Origin of the sequence: Streptomyces sp. NPDC093546 (assembly GCF_044765045.1) — a bacterium.
GTDB lineage: Bacteria > Actinomycetota > Actinomycetes > Streptomycetales > Streptomycetaceae > Streptomyces.
Window position 1 is genome coordinate 74,479 of the sequence record NZ_JBIWJG010000010.1, and the last position, 21,804, is coordinate 96,282.

Genomic DNA, 21,804 nt, shown 5'->3' on the forward strand with positions numbered 1-21,804 from the left:
TGCGTCCGAACGGATGAACGCCCCGGCGCCTCAGGCCGACTGGAGGCCGGGGCTGTCCCGCAGGGTGACGAAGGAGCCTGCCGTGGAGAGCGTTCCGGTGGGAGTGGTGACTCCGGTGACCGTCTTGAAGCTGATCCGGGCGTCGAACAGCCCGAGCGTGATCACCGTGTAGCCGCGGCGGCCGTTGTAGAACTTCATGTGCGGGTTGGCCTGGGTGAGCGCGGCCCAGTTGGACGGCTTGTCGACGCCGTCCCGGCCGCTGGTGAGGGACGTCGTGGCGATCTCCGTGCCGATCGTCCGGGAGCCCGGGGCGTTGAAGTCGGCCTTGAGGTCGAAGGCGTACGCGTCGTGCGCGTCGCCGGACAGCACCATCAGGTTCTTCACCCCGGCGGCCTGCGCCCCGTCGAGGATCCGCTTGCGGGAGGCGGGGTAGCCGTCCCAGGTGTCCATCGAGAGCTTGTAGCCGGCATCGGGAGTGTTGCGGCGCTGGGCGAAGGTGACCTGCTGGGGGACGACGTTCCAGATGGTGCCGGAGTCCTTCCAGCCGTCGAGGAGCCAGCGCTCCTGTTCGGCGCCGGTCATGGTGCGGGCGGGGTCCTCGGACTCGGGTCCGGGGGTCTGCCAGCCGTCGCCGTAGGCCTGGTTGGAGCGGTACTGGCGGGTGTCGAGGATGTCGAACTGCGCGAGGTCGCCGAAGCGCAGCCGCCGGTACAGCCGCATGTCGGCGCCGGCGGGCTGCTGCGGGGCCCGCAGGGGCTGGTTCTCCCAGTACGCGCGGTAGGCGGCGGCCCGGCGCAGCAGGAACTCGGCGGGCGGCACGTCGTTCTCGGGGACGGCGCCCGCGTAGTTGTTCTCGGTCTCGTGGTCGTCCCAGGTGACGACGAAGGGGTGCGCGGCGTGCGCGGCCTGGAGGTCCGGATCGGTCTTGTAGAGGGCGTACCGCAGCCGGTAGTCCTCCAGGGTGACCGTCTCCCGGTTGAAGTGGGCGGGCAGCTGCCGGTCGGTGTAGCGGCGGTGGCCGCCCGCCGCGTCGACGGGGTACTCGTAGATGTAGTCCCCCAGGTGGACCACGAGGTCCACGTCCTCACGCGCGAGATGCCGGTACGCCGTGTAGTAGCCGTCGAAGTACGCCTGGCACGCGACGGCCGCGAACGACAGCTCGGTGCCGAAGCCGAAGTCCCCCGGCGCCGTGCGCGTACGGCCCACCGGGCTGATCCAGGTACCGGCCCGGAAGCGGTAGTAGTAGACCCGGTCCGAAAGCAGGCCGGTCACCTCCACGTGCACGCTGTGGGCGAACTCCGGATGCGCGGTGGCGGTCCCGCGCTGGACGACGAAGGAGAACTGGTCGTCGTACGCCACCTCCCACTCCACCTCCACCCGCTCGGCGGGCAGGCCGCCGTCCGCTTCGTACGGGGCGGGCGCCAGGCGCGTCCACAGCAGGACGGAGCCGGGCAGCGGATCGCCGGAGGCGACGCCCAGCGTGAAGGGATCCTTGGTGATCTTCCTGGCGTCCAGCTCGGCGGCGCTCGCGACGCCGACGGCGGGCAGATGGGTGGTGAAGGCCAACGCGGCGGCGGCCCCCGCGACGGTGAGGAACCGGCGGCGGCCGATGCGCTGGGCGGCGACCCGGAGCTCGGGCAGGTGAGTTCTCATATGGTGCGTCATATGCCCGGTTCACGATCGTTCTTGGCCTGCCCATCCGGGTGGTGTGCGGCCCGCGCCGTTGACCGCACCCACCGGACGTATGGTCACCGCCGATAACGCCGCTCGACGCCCGAGAGGTTCGCTAGGTTGAGCGGCATGAGCAATCTTGATCGCCAGGCCGCTCCCTCCGTCTGCGGCGGCCGGGGATTCGTCGTCGCGGAGCCCGTGCGGGAGCTCCTGAGCCCCCGCACGGTCCGGCTCGGCGAGTCCACCGACGTGCGACGACTGCTGCCGAACCTCGGCCGTCGCATGGTGGGCGCCTGGGCCTTCGTCGACCACTACGGACCGGACGACATCGCCGACGAACCCGGCATGCAGGTGCCCCCGCACCCCCACATGGGCCTCCAGACCGTCAGCTGGCTCCACGAGGGCGAGGTCCTGCACCGCGACAGCACCGGCAGCCTGCAGACGATCCGCCCGCGCGAGCTGGGCCTGATGACCTCGGGGCGCGCCATCTCACACTCCGAGGAGAGCCCCCGGCCGCACGCCCGCTTCCTGCACGGCGCCCAGCTGTGGGTGGCCCTGCCCGACGCGCACCGCCACGTGGAACCCCACTTCGAGCACCACGCCGACCTGCCCCTCGTCACGGCCCCCGGCCTCACCGCCACGGTGATACTCGGCGAACTCGACGGCACCCGCTCGCCCGGCACCACGTACACCCCTCTGATCGGCGCGGACCTGGCCCTGACGAGCGGTGCCGAAACGAATCTCCCGCTCGAGCCCGACTTCGAGTACGCGGTCCTCGCCATGTCGGGCGAGACCCACGTCGACGGCGTGCCGGTCCTCCCCGGCTCCATGCTCTACCTCGGCTGCGGGCGCACCTCCCTGCCCCTGCGGGCGGAATCGGACGCGGCGGTGATGCTGCTGGGCGGCGAGCCGTTCGAGGAGGAGATCGTCATGTGGTGGAACTTCGTGGGCCGGTCCCACGAGGAGATCGAACGGGCGCGCGAGGACTGGATGAGTACCACCCGTTTCGGTGAGGTGAAGGGTTACGCCGGGGGCCGGCTGCCTGCGCCCGCGCTTCCGCCTGTGGCGCTCAAGCCGCGGGGGAGGGTGCGCTGACCTGCACTTTTCTGGAGCAGCATCCCGAGCTGCGCGCGACAGAGGAATAGTCCGTTATACCGTGCGGTCCTGTTGCTCCAGTCGCGACAGCCAACGCATGGTCTGCCCATGTCCTTCGAGGAGGACGAGGGGTCGTGACAGACGCCGTCGTGGCGTACCTGTGAACGCCGTTCAGATGAGTGACCATTCCCTCGCGCGCCCCGCCAACTGCGCCCGTAGCAGCGGCTTTATGTGAATCCGGTCGCTGTATGGACAGCGGATGGAGCGCGGTCCTACGTTCCGGCAGCGGATCGACTTGCTCGCCGCTGTCGACGCCGCCCGCCCCTTCTACACCGCCGGTCCCGGGGTGCGAGCGAGGTGACCGCTGCGCCCCCTTGACCACAGGACCGGCGCGCTGGTCTCCCGCATTGATCAGCCGGGGTGCTGGTGCAGCATGATGTGGGCATGAGCACGCCACCAGGGAACCAGCTGTACCAGCAGCACCCCTTCCCGTCTCCCATCCCGCAGCAGCCGGGGTACGCACAGCCGCCCTACGGCCATGCGTACGCCCCCCAGGCCCCCTCCTCACCGTACGACCCGCAGGTTCCGTTTCCGTACGGGCAGCAGCCGTTGCCCTACGGGCATGCGCCGCGGCGCGTGCCGCGGCCCGCCTCGGAGGGGCGGCGGTGGCTCGCCGTGACACTGGACCTCGTCGTCGCGGTGGGCATCCCGTATGTACTGGCGAGAGGTGAAGAGGGCCGTCCGGTGATCGCCCTGGTCACGCTGCTGGGCATCTCCTTCGTCAACCAGGTGCTGCTGACGGTTCTTTGCGGGGCGAGCATCGGTAAGTTGATCAGCGGCATACGGGTGATCCGTGCCGCTGACGGCGGGCGTCCCACGTTCTGGCGCACCGTGTACCGCTGGCTGTGCGGGCTGTGCTGGCTGCCCCTCCAGCCGTACTACTGGTTGCGGGCGTTCTTCCGCGGCATGGGCGGCGGCGGGGCAGCCCGCGGAACCGTCGCGGACAACGACGACGGCGAGCTCTACCACGCGGACCTGGCCGGCCTGCGGTACGCCCGCCGCAAGGACCTCGCCGCCTGAGCGGTCCTCCGGACCGCAGGCGACATCGGCCGGGCGATCACCCGTATATCACCCGTAGAGGGAGCGGGCTCCCGGGCTGTTGCCCTGGAAGCGCCGGCCCGCGGCGATCTCCTCGCCGACCGCCGACCAGACCGTCCCGTCGTCCTGGAAGGGGAGCGGGTCCACGCTGCTCGTCTCCTGACGAATCCGCTCGACCTCGCGCTCCAGGCGTTCGAAGTCGGCTTCCTCGTCCTCGTCGTCGCCGCTGAAGGTGAACTCCTCGAGCAGGCGCTGGAACCGCAAGGTGACCTGGATGAGGGAGGAGACATCCGTGTGAAGTTCCCGCGCGGTCTCCTCATCGGCGTCGAAGGCGTGCACCTTGCCGGAACCGGGGTCGAGGGCGAGGTGGGTGTTGAGCAGCCAGCCGATGACGGGCCATCGGCCCGCGTTCGCCGGGGCGTCCTCGAAGTCCTCGGCGTCGACGACGTCGTGGACGAGGGGCAGTCGGCCGGTGTTCTCGTCGGGCTCACGCAGCCGGAGCGTCCGGGCGGGGACACCGACGGTCTGCAAAAGGCGGGCGCCCTCGGTGTCCGCGGTGGAGGGCGGGAAGGCGGCGGCGGGCAGGGTCGCGATCCGGTCCTCGCCGAAGATGCCGGCGAGTTCGCTGCGGGTGACGTCGAAAAGCACTGCGGGAACTCCGAACTCGGTGGCGGCACGGCCGCCGTGGACTCTGGTCAATCCGACGTGGAATCGCCGAGGTCGGGATCGAAGACGCTCGCTGCGGTCAGTTTCTCGACGAAGGTTCGGAAGTCACTGGCCAGCGCGCACTCGACGCCCAGTTCGGTGTCGAACCAGGTGACTGACGGCTCGCCGTCCGGGCCGCAGTCTCGGTAGTCGAGACCGATCCAGCAGTGCCCGTCGCCGGAAAGAAGCACGATCGGCGAGGGCAGTCCCCACTCCTTGACCAAGTACGGCGTGTCGAGCAGCGACATCGTCTGCTCGAGCCCCCCGATGCCCATCAGGGTGTCGAAAGGAACGTGGTCTTCGCTCCATGTCGCCTGACTGGTGGGGAAGGCATCGTGATCATCAGCGACGATGCCGCCGTTCCGCAGCCGCAGAAGGTCAAGCAGGGGAGAGGGCAGCGTCACCCCGAGCACACGCTCGGCCTCTCGCACGGTCTCGTCCGTCAGAGGCGGCTGGACGCCATGATCATCGTCAGCCCAGAACGTGGCCAGGACCTCTGCGAATGTTGTCATGACAGGCAGCCTACGGCTCAGCCGCAACTGCTTCACGGGGGACGCCGTGCCGGTCCGTCCTGATCGGCGCCCAGTGCCGGTCGGTGCCCGGCGGCGTGAGCCGCCGGGCGACGGATCCGGCCGGTCAGAGCGCCCTGTCCCGGTCAGAGAGCCTTGTCGCTGTCCGGCCCCCAGTGTCGGCCTGCCCGCCCGTGCGCCGGTTCCCTCACGGGGTCCGGTGTTGCCGGCGGGAGGCCACGGAGGCGGGTCACCGGGGATACGACGAGCCCGATCACCACCGCTGCGGAGCCGATCGCCGCCACGGTCAGGGCGCCCTCGGGGCCGAGTGCGCCGGACAGAAGGCCGGCGGAGAGGCCGCCGAGGGCGCCGCCGCCGAACAGCAGGGTGCGGAAGACGGCCGTCATCCGCCCCATCATCGACGGGGGCGTACTGGTCTGACGCAGGCTCACGACGATGACGTTGGCCACGCCGAGGCCGAGGTAGGTGGTGAAGAAGGAGAGGATGAACATCCCCACCATGACGGGCCGGGGGCCAGAGGCCAGGACGATCAGGACCGGCCCCAGGAGAAGCGCAGACTGGGCGACGAGGTAGACCGTCCCCAGCCGGAATCGCCGGATGACCTTCCGGGAGACCGCCGCGCCGATCAAGCCGCCCACGGAGGCGGTCGCGAAGACGGTCCCGAGGGTGGCCGAGCCGAGGTGCAGGTCGCGGGTTCCGTACAGCAGGAACATCGTCCATACGGTGATCATGGAGAAGTTGCAGCAGAACCCGACCAACGCGAGCGCCCGCAGGATCGGGTTCCGCAGGACCCAGCCCAGGCCGTCGCGCAGTTCCGGCAGCATGCGCCGCTTCGCGGCCGTCGGATCCGGGCGGGGCTCGACCGTGCGGATCAGGAGCAGCGAGATGACGGACACCAGGTAGGAGAACGCGTTGGCGACCAGTGCCACGGGCGCGGTCAGGGCGCCGACCAGGAGACCGGCGAGCCCGGGCCCCGCCACGTCGGCCGCCGACGAGCTCACTCCCATCTTGGCACCGGCTTCGACGTAGTTCCTGGGGTCGCGCACCAGCGTGGGGACGTACGACATCCAGCTCACGTCGAAAAGCACGGAGGCGATGCCGACGGCGCACGCGATGACGAGGAGGGTGACCATGTCGAGGGCGTGCAACCAGTAGAGGAGCGGTACGAGGGCGATCAGGACCATCCGGCTGAGGTTGGCACCGAGCATGACCCGCCGTCGCCGGGACCTGTCGACCCACACGCCGAAGACCAGGGCCAGCCCCAAGTACGGGGCGAGCTGCAGGAACCGCAGGACACCGACCTGCTCGTCGGTGGCGTCGAAAGCGACGATCGCCGTCAGGGGGAGCGCGAGGTTCGTGACCTGGGTTCCCAGGAGAGAGAGCGTCTCGCCGATCCAGAACACGAGGAAGTCGCGGTTGTGCCACAGGCTCCCGCTGCTCTCCCCGGCCTCGGCGCGCTGCTGCGTGGCCGTCATCACCGCACCTGCCGGACGATGTCGGCGACCGCGTCGGCGACGTGGTCCACTTCCTCCTCGGTGTTGTAGTAATGCGGCGACAGGCGAAGACACCAGTCGACGTCCTTGTCCCCGAAGTCGAACTGGGCGAACTCGCGGAAGCTGAGCGCCGAGTTGATGGTGCGGGCGTCCAGGGCCTCCTTGAACTGCTGCGGCCGGTGGCCTCCGTCGACGGCGAAGGTGACGAGCGCGGCCAACTGCGGGCCGCGGTCGAGCAGACGCACCCCGGGGACCGTTTCGAGCCGGCTGCGCAGCCTCGCCGCGAGCGCCGGGGTGCGGTGGGCGATGGCTTCGAGGCCGACGTCGCGGGCATAGCGGGTCGCGGCGGCGCTGCCGAGCACGGTGGCGTACGGGAATTCCCACTCCTCGAACCTGGCCGCCGTCCCGACGGGCCGGTAGCCGTCGGGCGCGGTCCAGCGGGCGCCGTGCATGTCGATGAAGAGGGGCTCGTAGCCGGCGCGCAGCACGCGGTCCGAGACGTAGAGGAATCCGGAGCCACGCGGTCCGCGGAGGAACTTCCGGCAGGTGGCGGTGAGCAGGTCGCAGCCGATCTCCTCGACGTCGAGGGGGTACTGGCCCACGGACTGGCAGGCGTCGACCAGGTAGAGCAGATCCAGTTCGCGGCAGTGCCGGCCGATCTCGGCGACCGGCGTGACCAGGCCGGAGTTGGTGGGGACATGGGTGGCGGACACCAGGCGGGGGCGGTGGGCCCGCATCAGCTCGGCCATCGCCGGTACGTCCACCCCGCCCTCGGGGGAGTTGGGCGCGTGCACGATCCGTACGCCGAACCGCTTGCGCAAGGACAGGAAGGCGATCTGGTTGGAGACGAAGTCGTCGCGGGTGGTGAGGATCGTGTCGCCGGACTCGAACGGGATCGAGGACAGGGCGTTGGCGTACGCGTGCGTGGCACTGCCGGCGAAGGCGATGTTGTCCGGCGTGGTGTTGATCAGCGCGGCGAGTTCCGTGTAGAACGCGCGGACTCCGTCGGCCCGGGCGGCCGACGCCTCGTAACCACCGATCCGCGCCTCGAGGTTGAGGTGGCCGACCATCGCGGTCAGCACCGGGGTCGCCAGCAGGCCGCAGCCCGCGTTGTTGAAGTGGATGACCTGCCGGCACCCGGGGGTGTCGGCTCGCAGAGCGGCGACGTCCAGCTGAAGTGCTTCCCCGACGATGCTAGAAGCGCTATTGTTATCTCTCATGTCAGACAGTAGCACTTCTACAGAACTGGCGGCCAGACTCCGTGAGATGGTCGCCGGCCTCGCACCGGGTGACCGGCTCCCGAGCAGCCGGGAGCTGATCAAGCGGTACCGGGTCGGCCCGGCGACCGTGGCGCGGGCCATTTCCGCGCTGGCGGCGGAGGGTGCTGTCGTGACCCGCCCGGGCAGCGGTACGTACGCGGCGGTCCGAGGCCGACCCGAAGCCGAACCCGTGGACACTGCCTGGCAGACGGTCGCGCTCACCGACCGCGCCGTCGAAACACGCCTGATCGCCGAACCGCTCGCACCGGCTCCGGCCGACACGATCACGATGGACGGCGGCTACATCCACCGCTCACTCCAGCCGACCCGGGCGCTGAGTGCGGCGCTGGCGCGGGCGGCGCGCCGCCCGGACGCCTGGGACCGGGCCACGGCGAGCGGTCTTCCCGCGCTGCGTGCCGTGTTCGCCGAGATCGTCGGCGGGGGCGTGACCCCCGATGACGTACTGGTCACCTCGGGCGGGCAGAGCGCCCTGTCCATCGCGTTCCGGGCGATCGCCGGGCCGGGTAGCCCGGTCCTGGTGGAATCGCCCAGCTATCCGGGCGCGCTGGCCGCAGCCGGCGCGGCGGGACTTCGCCCCGTGCCCGTACCGCTCGACGCCGAGGGCGTACGGCCCGACCTGCTGGCCGACGCGTTCACGATGACCGGGGCCCGGCTGCTGTACTGCCAGCCGACGTTCCACAACCCGACCGGCACGGTCCTGTCCCCTGAACGACGGCGGCAGGTCCTGCGCGTGGCACGCGCCGCGGGCGCCTTCGTGATCGAGGACGACTTCGCCCGGCACCTGGGGCATGGCGGTCCCGTGCTCCGGCCGCTGGTGGCGGACGACGGCGACGCCACCGTCGTCCATGTGACCTCGCTGACCAAGCCCGCGGCACCGAGCCTGCGGATCGGAGCGCTGGTCGCCCGAGGCCCGGTGATGGAGCGTATGCGGGCGGTCCGCATGGTCGACGACTTCTTCGTCACCCGCCCGCTCCAGGAAGCGGCACTGGAACTGCTCAGCGCCCCCTCGTGGGACCGGCACGTCCGGACGCTCGGCGCCGACCTGCGGGAGCGGTGCTCACGGCTGGCTGCCGCGCTCTCCCGCGAGATGCCGACGGCGACCGTCACGAGCGTTCCCGCCGGCGGGCTTCACCTGTGGCTCCGGCTGCCGCCCGGCGTGGACGACACGGCCCTCACCGCCGCTGCCCGGCAGCGGGGCGTGGCGGTGAGCGCGGGCACCCGCTACTTCGCCACCGAGCCGCCGGCAGCCCACCTGAGGCTCGGCTTCGCCGCCACCGCCGACCACGCCGAACTCGACGAGGGAGCACGCCGACTGGGGGCCGCGCTTCGGGACCTCGGTCCGCGGGAACAGTGAGGCGGCGGTGTGCCGGGCCGGAGCTCGTCGACGAGCTCCGGCGCGGTGCGCACGTCGCGTACGGCGATGGCCACGGCGCCGCCTCCTTGCCACCCGGGCCGCGTCCCGCCGGTCGTCAGGGCATGCGGTTCCAGAAAGCGAGGTTGTGCGTGCGGTGGTAGTCGACGGGCCCGATGCGCCGCGGCGCCAGTGACTGCGTGTACGGCCGGCCCGCGCCGCCCGGGCGGTGGGGGAGCCAGGCGGGCAGCCCGGAGCCACGAGGTGCGCCGGTGCGGGCGAACGCGGCCCAGTACCCCGTCATCGTCGCCGACAGGCGGCGCTGCGCCGGGGTGAGGAGCGGCTCGGCCGCCTCGTCCTCGAACAGGTACGGGATGTCCCCGGCGTGAAAGGCGCCGAAGTCGAAGTCACCGGGCAGCGGCAGGAACATCGGCGCCTCCCGGTCGGCGAACTCGTACGCGTAGAGCGGCACATGCCGGGCCGGCGCGTGGTGCATCGCCTGCGTCCCGCGCGCAGGGCCGTCGGCGGCAGCTCGGGCAGGGTGGTGTTGCCGTATCCGCATGCCTGGAAGGCGTTCATGATGTACGGCACGTCGAGGATCGTCTTCACCGGCAGGGCGCGCAGGCAGGCGAGGGTGCGTGCGGGGCGGTCGTCGCGGCAGCCGAGGGACGAGGTCATCTCGGTCGTGATGTCCTCCATCTCGCGGCCCGTCCGCCGGACGTACCACGGGTATCCCGGTACGTCCGGGCCCATGGCGCCGGCCGGCATGTCCATCATGCCCTCGCCGCTCGCCATCACGGCCCGGTGGAAGAGGCCCTTGGACGCGGGGGACGTCAGGTGCCCGGCGATGGCGGACGCGCCGAACGACACGCCGGCCACGGTGACGTTGCCGGGGTCGCCGCCGAAGGCGCGTGCGTTGTTCCGCACCCAGGTCAGCGCCGCCTGCTGGTCCTGGAGGCCGAAGGTGCCGGACCCTTCCAGTCCGGGCAGGGCGAGGCCGCCGAAGACGCCGAGACGGTAGGTGACGGTGACGACCACGAGTCCCCGCTCGGCCAGTCGGCGCCCGTCGAAGAAGGCACCGCCACCCACCGAACCGTCCCCGTGGATCCACACCAGCACGGGCGCGGGCCGCCGCCGGTCCGCTGCCGGTGGCGTCGTGACGTTCAGGACCAGGCAGTCCTCCTCCGTGCTGGAGATCTGCGCGTACTGCGAAGGAACCTGCGGGCACAGCGGCCCCGGCTTGGTCGCCGTCCTGACGCCCTTCCAGGCCTGGCCGGCCGATGGGCCGGACTGCGTGGATGCTGATCAGACGAGAGACCTCCGCCGACCTGCCCGCTGTCCGCGCCGTGACCAGGGCCTGCGCCCACAAGCCGCACGAAGAGGCTCCGGCGGAACTCGGCTTGCGTGACGCACTGCGTCGCGGTGACTGGTGGACCCCGGCGCTCTCGCTGGTGGCCGAGGACGAGAACGGGACGATCGTCGGCCATGCTCTGTGCACCCGGGGCCGGATCGGCAGCGTCCGGGTCCCGAACCTCAGCCTGCTCGGTGTACACCCCGACCACCGGCGCCGCGGATGCGGGACAGCACTGGTCCACGCCTCGATCGCCGCGGCGGACGCCCTCGACGCCCCGATGGTCGTCGTCCTCGGCGACCCCGAGTACTACGGCCGGTTCGGCTTCCGCCCGAGCACGGACTTCGGCATCGTCGGCCAGGAACCGGCCTGGGGCGACTTCTTCCAGGTCCGCACCCTCGCCGCCTACGATCCGGCCCTCCAGGGCGAATTCACCTACCCCGCCCCCTTCGGCAGCGCCTGACGCGGACGCCGGACCTGGGAGCCGCCATAGAAGGGCACGGCCTGACGGCTACCGGGAACGCCGGTTCATCCACGTCGCGACCAGGGCCCGGCTGCTCCGACAAGCGCCGGAGCCCACCGCGACGCCTCAGCCCCGCGGGCGGGGCGCAAGGCCGACGACACGGGCCGCTCAGCACCCCGCCGCCCCGCCGGGTCTCAGGTCGGGGTGGACCTCGACCAACCGGTCCGGGGCCGCCTGCGTCCAAGAGTCGACGAGGATGTCCCGGAGTTCGTCCAGGTCCTCCAGTGCGGCGAGTCGCACGCGCACCCATGCGGAACTCGCCTCGTGCGGCGGCACCCAGAACTTCTCAGGCTCGGCGGCGATCAGTTCGGCGCGCTCGTGCCTGGGGCAGCGCACGGCGAACGACGTCTGGTCGTCGGGGATGGTGACGTACATCTTCCCGGCCACGCGGAAGGTGGGCATGCTCCACGCCTCCTTCTCCACCGTCTCCGGGAAGGACAGGGCGATACGGCGGACGTCCTCGGCATCGATCATGGCCCTCACGGTAGCGAGCGCCACTGACAGCCCACCTTCCGCGGCTGGTCAGGCCGTTGCCGGTGCCTCAGCGCACAGGCGGACACCGAGGGCCTCATTGCCCTGCGGGCCGTACCCGGCGAACGTCACCGTGTCACCGGCGCCGGCCTCGCGGCAGGGCGCGACGGTGCCGTCGCGGTACTCCACCGTCACCCGGTGGGGCGTGCCGCAGTGGTTGCTCACGAGCGTGTACCGCCACCCGCCGGCCAGCTCCAGGCACGCCGGAGCGGGTGCGAAGGAGTCGGCCGCCGCCGCAGCGGGGACGGGGCCGAGCGCGCAGAGGGCCACCATCACTGCTGCGCTAAAAGTTGAACGGACAACCCGCTTCACTTGGGCTCCTGTCTTCATGAGTTGAACACTTGGTCCCAGTGTGCGCCGCCGTCGGCGCCGGTGGATTCGGTTTGCGCCGCCCCGCTCGAAGACCACGTGTCCCACAGGTTTCCGCCGGATGACGCCCTAGGAACGGCGCCGTCGCCCACCTGCGGCATCGCCCTCACCGCCACGTCGCCCGGCGCGCCGCGGCGCAGGGCGAGCCCCGTCGTACGCGGCGGTCCCGGGCCGCCCACCTGCACCGCCGCCCCCGAGCGCGCCGAAGCCGGCCGCACGACCGCGCACTTCGGCCGGAAATCGCGCATCCCGGCGGTGCGGTGCGGTGTGAAGCGGTACGGGTCGCGGAGCGCCCGGTCGTACGACGCAGGCGCTCCGCGACCGGTTTTACGGCGCCATCTCGTAGGCCCCGGACAGTGCCTCCACACGCTCCCAGACGCGCGCCGACCGGCTGTCGTCGACGACCGGACGCCGGACCGCGTCCAGGGCCCAGCGCTGCTGCTCGGGCGTGGCGGAGTCCTTGCCGTACAGCTCGACGGCGTACGCGGAGAAGTCGCGTACGAGCACCGCGAACAGCTCGTCCAGGACGTCCTCGTCCAGGCCGGTCGGACGGGCCTGCTCCAGGATCAGCTGGCCGTGCACGACCAGGGCGAAGAGCTGGCCGACGGCGAGGAGGAGGTCCAGGTCGCGGCTCTGCTCCTCGTCCGGGGCGGCGGTGGTGACGAACGTGCACAGGGCGTCCGCCTGCTCCCGGAAGCGGGTCACGTTCGGCAGGTGGGCGTAGGCGTCGAAGGCGGGGCGCCAGTCGTGGAAGCGGACCGAGCCCAGACCGCGGGCCGGGCCCTGACGGAAGAGGAACGCGTCGTCGGCGGTGTCCAGGCGCGCCGGCACGGGGGCGTAGTCGGCCGGGTCCAGCAGGTGGTTGCGCATGAACTTCAGGATCAGCGCGAGGTTGACGTGGACCGTGCCCTCCAGCTTCGGCAGGCTCCGGATCTCCACGGCCGCCTGCGCGAAGTATGTGTCCTTCTCGAACCCCTTGGCGGCGATGACGTCCCACATGAGGTCGATGACCTTCTCGCCCTCGGTGGTCACCTTCATCTTGGTCATCGGGTTGAACAGCAGGTACCGCCGGTCGTCCGGGCCCGCCGAGCGGAAGTAGTCGACGGCGCGGTCGCTGAACAGCTTCATGCCGACGAGACGGACGTACGCGTCGGTCAGCTCGCGGCGCACGTGCGGGAACGCGGTGACGGGCCGGCCGTACAGGATCCGGTTCTGGGCGTGCGTGACGGCCTCGTACATCGCGTGCTCGCAGATGCCGATGGAGGCCGTGCAGAGGTTGAACTTGCCGACGTTGACGGTGTTCAGCGCGGCGTCGAACGCGGCGCGCCCGGTGTGCAGGACGTCCTCGGGACGGACCGGGTAGCCGTCGAGCCGGAACTCGCTGACGTACTTCGACGAGTCGACGACGTTCTTCACCACGTGGTACGCCGGGTGGCGGCTGTCCGCGGCGAAGAAGACGTACCCGTCGGGGCCCTCGACATCGGTGCGGCGGCCGAAGACGGAGACGAGCCTGGCGGCGTTGCCGTTGCCGATGTAGTACTTCGAGCCGCTCGCCCGGAAGCCGCCGTCGCCGTCGGGCTCCAGCAGCATGTCGGTGGAGTAGATGTCGGCGCCGTGGGTCTTCTCGGACAGGCCGAAGGCGAACACCTCACCCTGCGCGAGCAGTTCGGCGGCGCGGGCGCGGGCGGCGGCGTTGTCGCTCTGCCAGACCGGCCCGAGGCCCAGGATGGTGACCTGCCACGCGTACCAGTAGTCGAGCCCGTAGAAGCCGAGGATCTCGTTGAGGGCGGCGATCCGCGCGGTGTCCCACCGCTTGTCCGGCTGCCCGCCGGCTGCGGAGGCGGGCGTGAGGAACGTTTCGAACAGCCGCTCCTTCGCCGAGAACGCGAGGAAGTCCGCCAGCCAGGCGCGGGACCGGTAGTCCTCGATCAGCTTGCGCTTGCCGCGCTCCTCGAACCAGTCGACGGTGGCGCGCAGCAGCCGGCGGGTCTCGGCGTCGAAGTGCGCCGGGTCGTAGGTGCGCGGGTTGAACAGCAGCGGGTCAGCCATGGATGTGTTCGCCTTTCCGGCTTGGGGACAGGACAGGGCAGGGCAGGGGGGACAGGGGCGGGGCGGCGGAGTTCAGCGGCCGGGACCGAGCCGGTGGAGGGTGGCGAGTACGTCGTCGAGCCAGGCGATCATCATCCGCTCGTACGCGATGCCGCCCCGCAGCACCGCGTGCTGCAGCTCCCGCCCGGCGTCGAGTGGCGCTCCGGAGGCCCGGTCCGCGTCGGAGACCTGGTCCGCTCCGGAGGCCCGCTCCGCGCCGAAGTCCCGCTGCTCTCCCGCCAGATAGTGCGCGAGACGGTCCCGGTGCAGCCCTTGGTGCCGCTCGACCTCCTCGATCAGCGCGGCCGGGTCGTCGAAGGCGGCGCCCCGGATCTTCACGGCCAGGTCGTGCCGGACGCTCTCGGGCTCGATCGGATCGTGCAGCCACCGGGAGAGGGCCGCCCGGCCCGGGCCGGCGACCGAGTACTCCTTCTTGTCCGGCCGGGTCTGCTGCGGCACCTCGCGCACCTCGACCCAGCCGTCGGCCTCCATGCGCTTGAGGACGCGGTAGATCTGCTGGTGGGTCGCGGTCCAGAAGTAGCCGATGGACCGCTCGAAGCGCCGGGCCAGCTCATAGCCGGAACCGGGCTTCTCCAGCAGGGAGACGAGGATCGCGTGCTCGAGCGCCATGCCGTGATCCTGCTATGCAACTTGTTGCATAGACAAGTCGTGGCGGCGCGGTGAGACCCGGGTCACGCGGCGGCCGGCCGTTTCCCCCGGGCGTGAGGGGCTACCCGCTCCGCATGAAACCAACGGGCAAGCGTGAGAGCAGGACAGGCACCCGGACCGGGGCGGCGGCGACCACGGCGGCGGCCGTGCGGCGGCTGCTGCCGTCGGCCGACGGGCCCGGCCGCGTCCTCCGGGGCGTGGACGGGCTGGAGCGGTGGTCCGGAGCCGACTGGTTGATCGACGCGGTGCGGAAAGCGGTCCAGGCGGCCCCGCTGGGCGCCGGGCGGGATGTGCTGCACGGGCGATGGCTCGGGCACCCCCTGCATCCGCTGATGGTGCAGGTGCCCATCGGGACGTGGCTGTCGGCGGCGGTGCTCGACCTCCTGCCCGGCAACCGCCGGGCCTCCCGGACCCTGATCGGCGTGGGCCTCGCGACGGCCGGGCCCGCCGCGGTGGCCGGCTGGACCGACTGGGCCGATCTGCCCAAGCAGCAGCAGCGCGTCGGGCTCGTCCACGCGGTCGGCAACATCACGGCCGTCGCCCTGTACGCGGCCTCGTACGCGGCCAGGCGCCGCGGCCGCGTGTGGCGGGGCAAGGCGCTGGGGATGGCCGGGCTGTCGGCGGTCATGGTGGGCGGCGCGCTGGGCGGCCACCTCGCCTACCGCCAGGCGTCCGGCGCGAACCACGCCGAGCAGGTGCCGAACATGATGGAACCCGGCTGGCACACGGTCGGCGACCTCGCCGACTTCCCGGTGGGCAGGGCGGTGCGGAGCCACGTCGGCGAGGTGGCGGTCATGGTCTTCCGCGAGCCGGGCGGGTCCGTCCACGTGCTGGCCGACCGGTGCAGTCACATGGCCGGACCGCTGTCGGAGGGCGAGATCGCCGACGGCTGCGTGCGCTGTCCCTGGCACGGCAGCGTCTTCCGGCTCGCGGACGGCTGGAACGTCCGCGGACCCGCGACGGCGCCTCAGCCGTCGTTCGACACCCGGGTCGTCGACGGGCGGCTGGAGGCACGGCTGCGGCACCTGGCGGACGTCACGGCAGGCGCGGCGGACACGGCCCGCGCGTCGCGCGCGGGCTGACGCCGGTGACGTGGGTGGCCTGAGTGGCCTGAGTGGCCTGAGCGGCCTCAGAGGCAGACGTGGTACGCCTTGCGCAGGGTCTCGTGCACCGTCCAGGTCGTACGGTCCCCTGCGCGCAGGACGCACGCGTCACCCGGTCCGAGCTCCAGGATGTCTCCGCCCTCGACGGCCACGGTGGCGCGCCCGCTGACGACGACGAACAGCTCGTCCGCCTCCGTGTCCGTCACCACGCCCGGCGTGATCTGCCAGATGCCGCGCACCTGCTTGCCGTCGGCGGACTCCCACAGCACCTTCCCGGTCACCACCGGATCGCCGGAGACGATCTGCTCGGGGTCCAGGGGCTCGGGCTCCAGCTCGGCGTCGGGGACGTGCACCACGAAGGAGGATCGGTTCGTCATGGGCCCTGACTGTACGCACTCAAGGTCGGGGCCCGTGACGGGACAAGTGCAGAGGTCCACAAGTCCAGAGGCTCAGAAGTACTGGCAGTGGTCCGCGGGGACGGCCTTCTCCTCCAGGAACCACGTGGCGTCGACGATGCCCGCCGATTCCGGGATCAGGTTCGACTCGTCGACGCCGAAACTTTCGGCGGCGAGGCGGCAGGCGTAGAGGTTCACATGGCCGGTGCTCCTGAGGTGGGTGAGGTAGTCCAGGATCTCGGTCGGCTCCCCGTCCTCGATCATCTTCCGCCGCAGCTCCTCCGCGTCCGCGCCGCTGTGCCGGCCTTCCACCTCCACCGCGTCGGCGCCGTCCTTGGTCAGTACGCGGACGGCCCAGAGCACGAACAGCATGTCGACCTGCACGCCCCTCTCCGCGTACAGCCAGGCGAACGTCAGCGGCGTGAGCAGCTTGTCGTAGGTGTCGTCCCGGACGACGATGGCGAGCTTCTCCATGGCTGCCTCCCAGTCCCAGGTGCGTGTCCTCGATGGCTCGCACCCCACGCTAGGAAGCGGCGGAGGAGACGACATCCGTCGTCCTGCCGTATTCCCGGCCGGTTATTGCCGTACTTTCCGCGGCTCCTGCCGCACCCCGGTCAGGCCGAGCTCCACCGCGCGCCGGGCGGCCGCCGCCCGCGACGGGCAGTCGAGCTTGTCGAGCACGTGGCGTACGTGCATGTCGACGGTGCGCGTGCTGACGAAGAGCTCCCGCGCGATCTCGCGGTTCGTCCTACCGTCGGCCAGCAGGTGCAGCACCTCCAGTTCCCGGCGGGTGAGACCGGCGGGCTCCAGGGAACGGGCGGCGAGGCGGCCGAGCCGTTCGTCGATCCGCTCGCCCAGGCCGGCCAGCGTCGCCGCGCACCCGCGGATCAGCGGCCTTGCGCCCAGGCGGCGCGCGGTCCGGTAGGCACTGGTCACCACCGCCACCGCGGCGTCCCGGTCGCCCTCGCCCGCCAGCGCGGTTCCCCGGCGCAGCTGGCTGAGTGCCCGCTCGTACGGCGCCGAGATCCCGCGCAGCAGGTCGAGCGACCGGCCGAAGTGGGCGGAGGCGCGGGTCGGGTCGCCCGCGGCCAGGGCCAGCTCACCGTTCGCGTGGGCGAGGGCCGACAGTACCTTGGGCGCGCTGTTGTGCGTCGCGGCAGTGGCGAGCACCCGGTGGCACCGCGCCGTCCCGTCCTGGTCGCCGCGCTCCGCCAGGAACGTCGCCGCCCAGCGCAGCGCCGGCAGCGCGTAGTGCCCTTCACCCTTCAGCCGGCAGCGCTCCAGCATGGCCGATACGGTGCGCAGGGCCGCGTCCTCGTCGCCGTCGAGGGCGGCGACCATGGCCAGACCCCAGGTCGCGCCCACCTCCATGCCGAAGACCTCGTTGACGCGGCCGAAGTCGGCGGAGCGCCGCAGCGGCCCCCGTGCGTGCCGCCGGTCCCCGCGGAGCACGGTGATCAGCCCCGACTCCTCCTCCGCGACCCTGCGCAGAATGTCGGGGGTGTGCGCGTCGGCGAGCACCTCGCCGCAGATGGCGAGGGAGCGGTCCCAGTCGCCCATGAGCCGCACCACCGGCGACAGGCAGGTGAAGCAGACCCGCCCCAGCTCGGTGACGCCGTGGGCCCGGCACAGCTCGATCGCCGAGTCGATGGCGTCGGCGGCCGCGGCGTAATCGGCCGCGTAGCCGAAGGCCTCGCCCAGCTCGTAATACGCCTCGCCGGCCGCCTCCGGCAGCCGTGCGGAGAGGGCCAGTTCCAGCCCGGACCGCGCGAGTGCGACTCCGCGCGCCCCGTCGCCCAGTGCGGAGCGCAGCGAGCCCTGCATCGCGAGCGCGCGGGCCTTGAGGTCCGTACGATCCGCCGCCTCGGCGTCCTCGGCCGCGGCCACCGCCTGGTCCAGGCCCTCCGTGAGCCGCGCCGCGGACTTGAGCTGATCGGCCAGCGTCAGACGTTCCGCCGCCGCCTCGGCCCGCAGGCCCGCCGCCGCGTACGCGTCCGCCGCGCTCCCGCGCTCGGCGACCGCGCGGGAGCAGTCGCCCAGCAGCCCGGCGGCGTTGGCCCCGCGCCGATGGGCCGAGGCGGCACGCCCGAGCTCGCCCCGGGAGCGCCGTATCCGAGCGACGTCGGCCCACACCGACATGGCCGGTTCGAGCTGCCCGCAGAGCTCGGCGCACTCCGCCAGGTGCTCCTGCGCGGTGAGCCGGCCTTCCGGGTCGGTGCCCTCCGGCCACAGGGCGAGCGCCCGTCGCGCCAGGGCGGCCGCGTCCCGGTAGGCGTGCACGCCGCAGTGCCGCTCGGCCGCGGCGAGCAACAGCGGCCGCGCCCGCTCGTGTTCGTGCGCGGCGATCCAGTGCTCGGCGACGGCCTCGGGCGGCGCGCCGCGTGCGGCGAGGTGCTCCGCGACGAGGTGGTGGTGGCGCCGTCTCCGGGCCCAGGGGATGCTCCGGTACAGCGCGTCCCGTACGAGCGCGTGGCGGAACTCCGCCCACCCCGGCTCCTGTTCCCGCTCCGCGAGCAGCCCGCCGTCGAGGAGCCGGTCGGCGTCCTGCGGCTCCACGAGCGCGGCGAGCGCGAGGAGATCGACCCGTACGCCGAGGACGGCGGCGAACTCCACCGCGGCCGGGCACCGCTGCCGCAGCCCCGCCGTACGGACCAGCACCGCGTCCAGCACGCTCTCCGGCACGGGCAGTTCCGCGTCCCGGACCAGGTCGAGTCCGCCGTCGCGCCCGCGCCGCACGCCACCGGTCTCGGCGAGGGCGGCGGTGAGCTCCTCGACGTAGAACGGCAGCCCCTCGGCCCGGCCGTGCACCGCCGCGACGAGCCTCGGCGAAGGAGGTCCGCCGAGCAGAGCGGCCAGCAGCTCGCCGGTCTGCCCGGCGGTCAGAGGGCGGAGCGCGAACTCCACGAAGCGGCCGCCTCGCCGCAGCGCTGTTCGCATGCGCCGGACGGGGTGCGCACGAGGGAGCTCTTCGCCGCGGTACGTGCCGAGCAGCAGCAGCGGCTCGCACGCCATCGCCTCCGCGAGTGGAGGCAGCAGATCGACGGCCGCGGCCCCGGCCCAGTGCAGGTCTTCCAGGACGACCACCGTCGGCCGCTCACGGCCGCTGTCGCGGAAGGCGCGCCGGACGGCATCGAACAGGGCCGACTGCTCGACTTCGCCGTACCGGGGCACCTCTCCGACGCCGTCGGACACGGCGCGCAGCACGTCGGGCAGGGGTGCGTACGCCCCCGCCCCGGGGGCGGCGGCGCCGCGCAGCACGCGGCCGTCCCACCCGTCGAGCACCTCCGCGACGAGCCGGCTCTTGCCCGCACCCGCGTCTCCGCTCACCAGGACGAGACCGCCGCGACCCGACCGGCACCGCGCGAGCGCGTCGAGCAATCCCGCGCGCTCGGCTGCCCGGCCGACGAGGGGCGACCGCATCATCACACCGGAAAGTCTAATTTGCCCTTTCCGTCCCAGCTGCTGTCATCTCTACGATGATCGAATGCGCCTTCTCGACCGACTGACCGGCACCCGATACCCCTCCGGCGGCGTCGCCCCCCGCTCCAGCGCGGACGTCCGCGCCGCGCTGCTCGCCCTCGGGACCCCGGACGCGCCGTACCGCGTCCGCACCGCCACCCCTGCGGAGAAGGCCGACCTCGTGGCGGAGTGGCGCAACCCGGGCCCGGGGGAGTACCTCCGCACCCGCCTGCGCCTGGTGCCGGCACGCCGCGAGGTGCGTGCCCTCGACGAACACCGCGATGCGCGCACCCGCGAGTACTCCCGCGGCCAGGTGACCCGGTTCTCCCGGACCTGGACCCTCGACCGGGGCGCCGACGGCCGCCTGCGCATGACGGAGACGTCCCGCTTCGACCTGGCGGAGATGCGGGATCCCCTCCGCGCGGCGGTCCTCGACGCGGGATGGACCTGGCGCGGAGCGCTGCTCAAGCTCTGACGGGCTGACGGGCTGACGAGCAGCCCGCGGTCGCCTCCCCCTCGGGCGGCAGCCACGTCGGGCTCACGGCGTGTCCCCTTCCGGTACGAGCCGGAGCCGGTCGGACTCCCGGGCGTACGCGACCGGGTCGCCGGGCTCCTGGAAGTGCAGGGCGAGCCGGGCGCCGGAGCCGTACGCGTCCAGGCCCGCGCGGCAGTAGGCGACCATCGGCGAGGGCAGCGCGTCGAGCGGGAACCAGTCCATCCCGTCGCACACCGCGGGCTCCCGGATCTCGGGGGCACCCCGCCAGCGGTGGACCGCGAAGAAGAACCCGACCCGTGCGCCACCCCCGGGGCTGCGGTGATGGACCGTGACGGCGGCACGGACATCGGCCCGCTCGATGACCACGCCGGTCTCCTCGCGGGCCTCGCGCATCAGCGCGTCGACGACGTCCTCGTGCGGGCCGTCCAGGTGCCCGGACGGCAGGTGCCACATCCCGGCGGCGTAGACCGCGCCGGCCCGGCGCGACAGCAGCACCTCCGGGCCCGCCGCGCCGTTCCGGCGGAGGAGGAGGTGGACGTCGACCGGCTCCGCGTGCCGCCGGACCGGGGTCCCGCCGTGGGTACCCGGGCCCGGGGCGGCCGGGGCGGTCACGACCAGCCCAGCTCGGAGTAGGCGCGGCCGGCGCGGATGCCGTCGATGGCCGTGCGGGTGTAGGGCACCATCGGCTCCGGCAGGCCGTCGAGCGGCCACCACTCCCACCGGACGCACCGGTCCGGTTCGCGCACCTCGGGTTCACCGGACCACGCGGTGGCGTGGAAGAAGAGCTGGAGGCGCGGCTCGGCGGCGGCGTGGGGGAGGACATGGACGGTGTGCACCAGGCGCAGGTCCTCGGCCCGGACGAGGAGCCCCGCCTCCTCGGCGGCCTCCCTCACCAGAGCGGACCGGACGGACTCGTACTCGACGTGTCCCGCGAGCGTGTGCCAGTGCTCGCCCGCGTACGCGGCCTCCGGGTGGCGCAGCCCGAGGAGTGTGCGGCCGTCGCGCTCCAGGTAGAGGTGCGCGCCGACCACGTTCCGTACGGCGTCGGGCCGCTGCTGAGGCACCGCCACGGACGCGTGCGCGGGCGCGGTGACGCCGTGCCGCCCGTGGTGGGCGAGGATCGCTTCGTACGCCCACGGGCACATGGTCAGATGCGCCATGGTCGCCACGTCGAACCAGCGGAACATGATGCCTTCGCCGACCGGCAGCCGGTCGGCGTCGCCGTCCCACCGGCCCGTGTACACCTGGATACGGCCCTCCACGCCCTGGGGGCCTTCGACGCGCACGCTCGTGAACGGGGTGAGCCCGGGGAGGGCGAGCCCGGCCTCCTCGTGGAGCTCGCGGGCGATCGCCTCGTCGAGCGTCTCCCCTCCCTCGGACGCGCCGCCGATCAGCGACCAGGTGCCCGGATCGCAGATGGGCTTGTGGGCGTCACGCAGATGCAGCAGGTACCGGCCGCGCGAGTCGGTGAGGATCACGGCGGCACTCGTGGCCGTGCCGGGGTCGGCGCGCATGGGTCCACCCTCCTGAAGGCTCGGCGGGCCTGCCCGCCCGCCGTTCACGTCACCGTATCGATGCGTGAGAGCGGACAGGCGGC

At 72.3% G+C, this 21,804-nt stretch carries 21 protein-coding genes and 1 pseudogene; 6 read left to right on the forward strand and 16 right to left on the reverse strand.

From position 1 onward, the window contains the following. Positions 1-30: 30 nt before the first annotated feature. Positions 31-1,653, reverse strand: coding sequence for an alkaline phosphatase D family protein (locus ACIRNI_RS21940; RefSeq protein ID WP_403553422.1), 1,623 nt, complete (start codon positions 1,651-1,653; stop codon positions 31-33). 147 nt (positions 1,654-1,800) lie between these two features. Here ACIRNI_RS21940 and ACIRNI_RS21945 point away from each other — a divergent pair, with 147 nt between their 5' ends. Together ACIRNI_RS21945 and ACIRNI_RS21950 are read left to right on the forward strand one after the other, a co-directional pair. After that, a complete protein-coding gene (locus ACIRNI_RS21945) occupies positions 1,801-2,766 on the forward strand; it encodes a pirin family protein (protein WP_403553424.1) in 966 nt (321 codons plus the stop codon). A gap of 444 nt (positions 2,767-3,210) precedes the next feature. Next, positions 3,211-3,846 carry an RDD family protein gene (locus ACIRNI_RS21950; RefSeq protein WP_403553426.1) on the forward strand — a complete coding sequence of 212 codons (636 nt, stop codon included), beginning with the start codon at positions 3,211-3,213 and terminating at the stop codon, positions 3,844-3,846. A 48-nt stretch (positions 3,847-3,894) separates the two neighbouring features. Here ACIRNI_RS21950 and ACIRNI_RS21955 read toward each other — a convergent pair whose 3' ends face one another. The 4 genes from ACIRNI_RS21955 to ACIRNI_RS21970 form a co-directional block, all read right to left on the reverse strand. Next, on the reverse strand, positions 3,895-4,512 hold the full coding sequence (locus ACIRNI_RS21955) for an SUKH-4 family immunity protein (RefSeq protein WP_403553428.1): 618 nt from the start codon (positions 4,510-4,512) through the stop codon (positions 3,895-3,897). Positions 4,513-4,559: 47 nt separating this feature from the next. Further along, complete coding sequence (locus ACIRNI_RS21960) at positions 4,560-5,081, reverse strand: SMI1/KNR4 family protein (RefSeq protein ID WP_403553430.1); 522 nt, start codon at positions 5,079-5,081, stop codon at positions 4,560-4,562. Positions 5,082-5,224: 143 nt separating this feature from the next. Continuing rightward, positions 5,225-6,574, reverse strand: a complete 1,350-nt coding sequence (locus tag ACIRNI_RS21965; protein ID WP_403553432.1) for an MFS transporter — start codon at positions 6,572-6,574, stop codon at positions 5,225-5,227. Continuing rightward, positions 6,574-7,812, reverse strand: coding sequence for an aminotransferase class V-fold PLP-dependent enzyme (locus ACIRNI_RS21970; RefSeq protein WP_403553434.1), 1,239 nt, complete (start codon positions 7,810-7,812; stop codon positions 6,574-6,576). The genes ACIRNI_RS21965 and ACIRNI_RS21970 overlap by 1 nt, the downstream gene beginning before the upstream one ends. On the opposite strand from ACIRNI_RS21970, the gene ACIRNI_RS21975 reads away from it, so the two are divergent. Beyond that, entirely contained in the window at positions 7,811-9,226 is a 1,416-nt protein-coding gene (locus ACIRNI_RS21975) for a PLP-dependent aminotransferase family protein (protein ID WP_403553436.1), read from the forward strand. The two genes, ACIRNI_RS21970 and ACIRNI_RS21975, sit on opposite strands and share 2 nt — an antisense overlap. A 115-nt stretch (positions 9,227-9,341) precedes the next feature. Here the strand turns inward: ACIRNI_RS21975 and ACIRNI_RS21980 are convergent, their stop codons facing one another. After that, a complete protein-coding gene (locus ACIRNI_RS21980; protein ID WP_403553438.1) occupies positions 9,342-9,785 on the reverse strand; it encodes a carboxylesterase family protein in 444 nt (147 codons plus the stop codon). A gap of 86 nt (positions 9,786-9,871) precedes the next feature. Continuing rightward, positions 9,872-10,453, reverse strand: a pseudogene (locus tag ACIRNI_RS21985) (carboxylesterase family protein); the annotation flags it as partial. Between the two features lie 68 nt (positions 10,454-10,521). Here ACIRNI_RS21985 and ACIRNI_RS21990 point away from each other — a divergent pair. Then, complete coding sequence (locus ACIRNI_RS21990; RefSeq protein WP_403553440.1) at positions 10,522-11,037, forward strand: GNAT family N-acetyltransferase; 516 nt, start codon at positions 10,522-10,524, stop codon at positions 11,035-11,037. A 168-nt stretch (positions 11,038-11,205) separates the two neighbouring features. Here ACIRNI_RS21990 and ACIRNI_RS21995 read toward each other — a convergent pair whose 3' ends face one another. The 4 genes from ACIRNI_RS21995 to ACIRNI_RS22010 all read right to left on the reverse strand — a co-directional run bounded on the left by ACIRNI_RS21995 (position 11,206) and on the right by ACIRNI_RS22010 (position 14,715). Then, positions 11,206-11,571 (reverse strand): MmcQ/YjbR family DNA-binding protein, encoded by a 366-nt coding sequence (locus ACIRNI_RS21995; RefSeq protein ID WP_403553442.1) that lies wholly within the window; start codon positions 11,569-11,571, stop codon positions 11,206-11,208. A gap of 48 nt (positions 11,572-11,619) precedes the next feature. Next, a complete protein-coding gene (locus ACIRNI_RS22000) occupies positions 11,620-11,901 on the reverse strand; it encodes an alpha-amylase (RefSeq protein ID WP_403553444.1) in 282 nt (93 codons plus the stop codon). A gap of 423 nt (positions 11,902-12,324) precedes the next feature. Beyond that, complete coding sequence (locus ACIRNI_RS22005; protein ID WP_403553446.1) at positions 12,325-14,046, reverse strand: acyl-CoA dehydrogenase family protein; 1,722 nt, start codon at positions 14,044-14,046, stop codon at positions 12,325-12,327. A gap of 72 nt (positions 14,047-14,118) precedes the next feature. Next, a complete protein-coding gene (locus ACIRNI_RS22010; protein WP_403553448.1) occupies positions 14,119-14,715 on the reverse strand; it encodes a PadR family transcriptional regulator in 597 nt (198 codons plus the stop codon). Positions 14,716-14,828: 113 nt separating this feature from the next. Between ACIRNI_RS22010 and ACIRNI_RS22015 the strand changes: the two genes are divergently transcribed. Further along, positions 14,829-15,836, forward strand: coding sequence for a Rieske 2Fe-2S domain-containing protein (locus ACIRNI_RS22015; protein ID WP_403553450.1), 1,008 nt, complete (start codon positions 14,829-14,831; stop codon positions 15,834-15,836). A 47-nt stretch (positions 15,837-15,883) separates the two neighbouring features. Here the strand turns inward: ACIRNI_RS22015 and ACIRNI_RS22020 are convergent, their stop codons facing one another. From ACIRNI_RS22020 to ACIRNI_RS22030, 3 genes are all read right to left on the reverse strand, one after another. Next, positions 15,884-16,234: a cupin domain-containing protein gene (locus tag ACIRNI_RS22020; protein WP_403553452.1), complete on the reverse strand. Its 351-nt coding sequence runs from the start codon at positions 16,232-16,234 to the stop codon at positions 15,884-15,886. A 72-nt stretch (positions 16,235-16,306) separates the two neighbouring features. Continuing rightward, positions 16,307-16,726 carry a DsrE family protein gene (locus tag ACIRNI_RS22025; protein ID WP_403553454.1) on the reverse strand — a complete coding sequence of 140 codons (420 nt, stop codon included), beginning with the start codon at positions 16,724-16,726 and terminating at the stop codon, positions 16,307-16,309. Positions 16,727-16,828: 102 nt separating this feature from the next. Continuing rightward, a complete protein-coding gene (locus ACIRNI_RS22030; RefSeq protein WP_403553767.1) occupies positions 16,829-19,675 on the reverse strand; it encodes a helix-turn-helix transcriptional regulator in 2,847 nt (948 codons plus the stop codon). A 61-nt stretch (positions 19,676-19,736) separates the two neighbouring features. Here ACIRNI_RS22030 and ACIRNI_RS22035 point away from each other — a divergent pair, with 61 nt between their 5' ends. Continuing rightward, positions 19,737-20,186, forward strand: a complete 450-nt coding sequence (locus ACIRNI_RS22035; RefSeq protein WP_403553456.1) for a hypothetical protein — start codon at positions 19,737-19,739, stop codon at positions 20,184-20,186. Positions 20,187-20,249: 63 nt separating this feature from the next. Here the strand turns inward: ACIRNI_RS22035 and ACIRNI_RS22040 are convergent, their stop codons facing one another. Together ACIRNI_RS22040 and ACIRNI_RS22045 are read right to left on the reverse strand one after the other, a co-directional pair. Beyond that, entirely contained in the window at positions 20,250-20,819 is a 570-nt protein-coding gene (locus ACIRNI_RS22040) for an NUDIX domain-containing protein (RefSeq protein ID WP_403553458.1), read from the reverse strand. Then, positions 20,816-21,721 (reverse strand): NUDIX domain-containing protein, encoded by a 906-nt coding sequence (locus ACIRNI_RS22045; protein WP_403553460.1) that lies wholly within the window; start codon positions 21,719-21,721, stop codon positions 20,816-20,818. Before ACIRNI_RS22045 ends, ACIRNI_RS22040 begins: the two co-directional genes overlap by 4 nt. Between the last annotated feature and the right edge of the window lie 83 nt (positions 21,722-21,804).

Coding starts and splice junctions, on each gene's coding strand:
- ACIRNI_RS22045 (WP_403553460.1), bottom strand. CDS start 21,721: ATGCGCGCCGACCCCGGCACGGCCACGAGTGCCGCCGTGATCCTCACC.
- ACIRNI_RS21950 (WP_403553426.1), top strand. CDS start 3,211: ATGAGCACGCCACCAGGGAACCAGCTGTACCAGCAGCACCCCTTCCCG.
- ACIRNI_RS21995 (WP_403553442.1), bottom strand. CDS start 11,571: ATGATCGATGCCGAGGACGTCCGCCGTATCGCCCTGTCCTTCCCGGAG.
- ACIRNI_RS22010 (WP_403553448.1), bottom strand. CDS start 14,715: ATGGCGCTCGAGCACGCGATCCTCGTCTCCCTGCTGGAGAAGCCCGGT.
- ACIRNI_RS21965 (WP_403553432.1), bottom strand. CDS start 6,574: ATGACGGCCACGCAGCAGCGCGCCGAGGCCGGGGAGAGCAGCGGGAGC.
- ACIRNI_RS22000 (WP_403553444.1), bottom strand. CDS start 11,901: ATGGTGGCCCTCTGCGCGCTCGGCCCCGTCCCCGCTGCGGCGGCGGCC.
- ACIRNI_RS21960 (WP_403553430.1), bottom strand. CDS start 5,081: ATGACAACATTCGCAGAGGTCCTGGCCACGTTCTGGGCTGACGATGAT.
- ACIRNI_RS21975 (WP_403553436.1), top strand. CDS start 7,811: ATGTCAGACAGTAGCACTTCTACAGAACTGGCGGCCAGACTCCGTGAG.
- ACIRNI_RS22035 (WP_403553456.1), top strand. CDS start 19,737: ATGCGCCTTCTCGACCGACTGACCGGCACCCGATACCCCTCCGGCGGC.
- ACIRNI_RS22005 (WP_403553446.1), bottom strand. CDS start 14,046: ATGGCTGACCCGCTGCTGTTCAACCCGCGCACCTACGACCCGGCGCAC.
- ACIRNI_RS21945 (WP_403553424.1), top strand. CDS start 1,801: ATGAGCAATCTTGATCGCCAGGCCGCTCCCTCCGTCTGCGGCGGCCGG.
- ACIRNI_RS22030 (WP_403553767.1), bottom strand. CDS start 19,675: ATGATGCGGTCGCCCCTCGTCGGCCGGGCAGCCGAGCGCGCGGGATTG.
- ACIRNI_RS21980 (WP_403553438.1), bottom strand. CDS start 9,785: ATGCGGATACGGCAACACCACCCTGCCCGAGCTGCCGCCGACGGCCCT.
- ACIRNI_RS21990 (WP_403553440.1), top strand. CDS start 10,522: ATGCTGATCAGACGAGAGACCTCCGCCGACCTGCCCGCTGTCCGCGCC.
- ACIRNI_RS21970 (WP_403553434.1), bottom strand. CDS start 7,812: ATGAGAGATAACAATAGCGCTTCTAGCATCGTCGGGGAAGCACTTCAG.
- ACIRNI_RS22020 (WP_403553452.1), bottom strand. CDS start 16,234: ATGACGAACCGATCCTCCTTCGTGGTGCACGTCCCCGACGCCGAGCTG.
- ACIRNI_RS21940 (WP_403553422.1), bottom strand. CDS start 1,653: ATGAGAACTCACCTGCCCGAGCTCCGGGTCGCCGCCCAGCGCATCGGC.
- ACIRNI_RS22015 (WP_403553450.1), top strand. CDS start 14,829: ATGAAACCAACGGGCAAGCGTGAGAGCAGGACAGGCACCCGGACCGGG.
- ACIRNI_RS22025 (WP_403553454.1), bottom strand. CDS start 16,726: ATGGAGAAGCTCGCCATCGTCGTCCGGGACGACACCTACGACAAGCTG.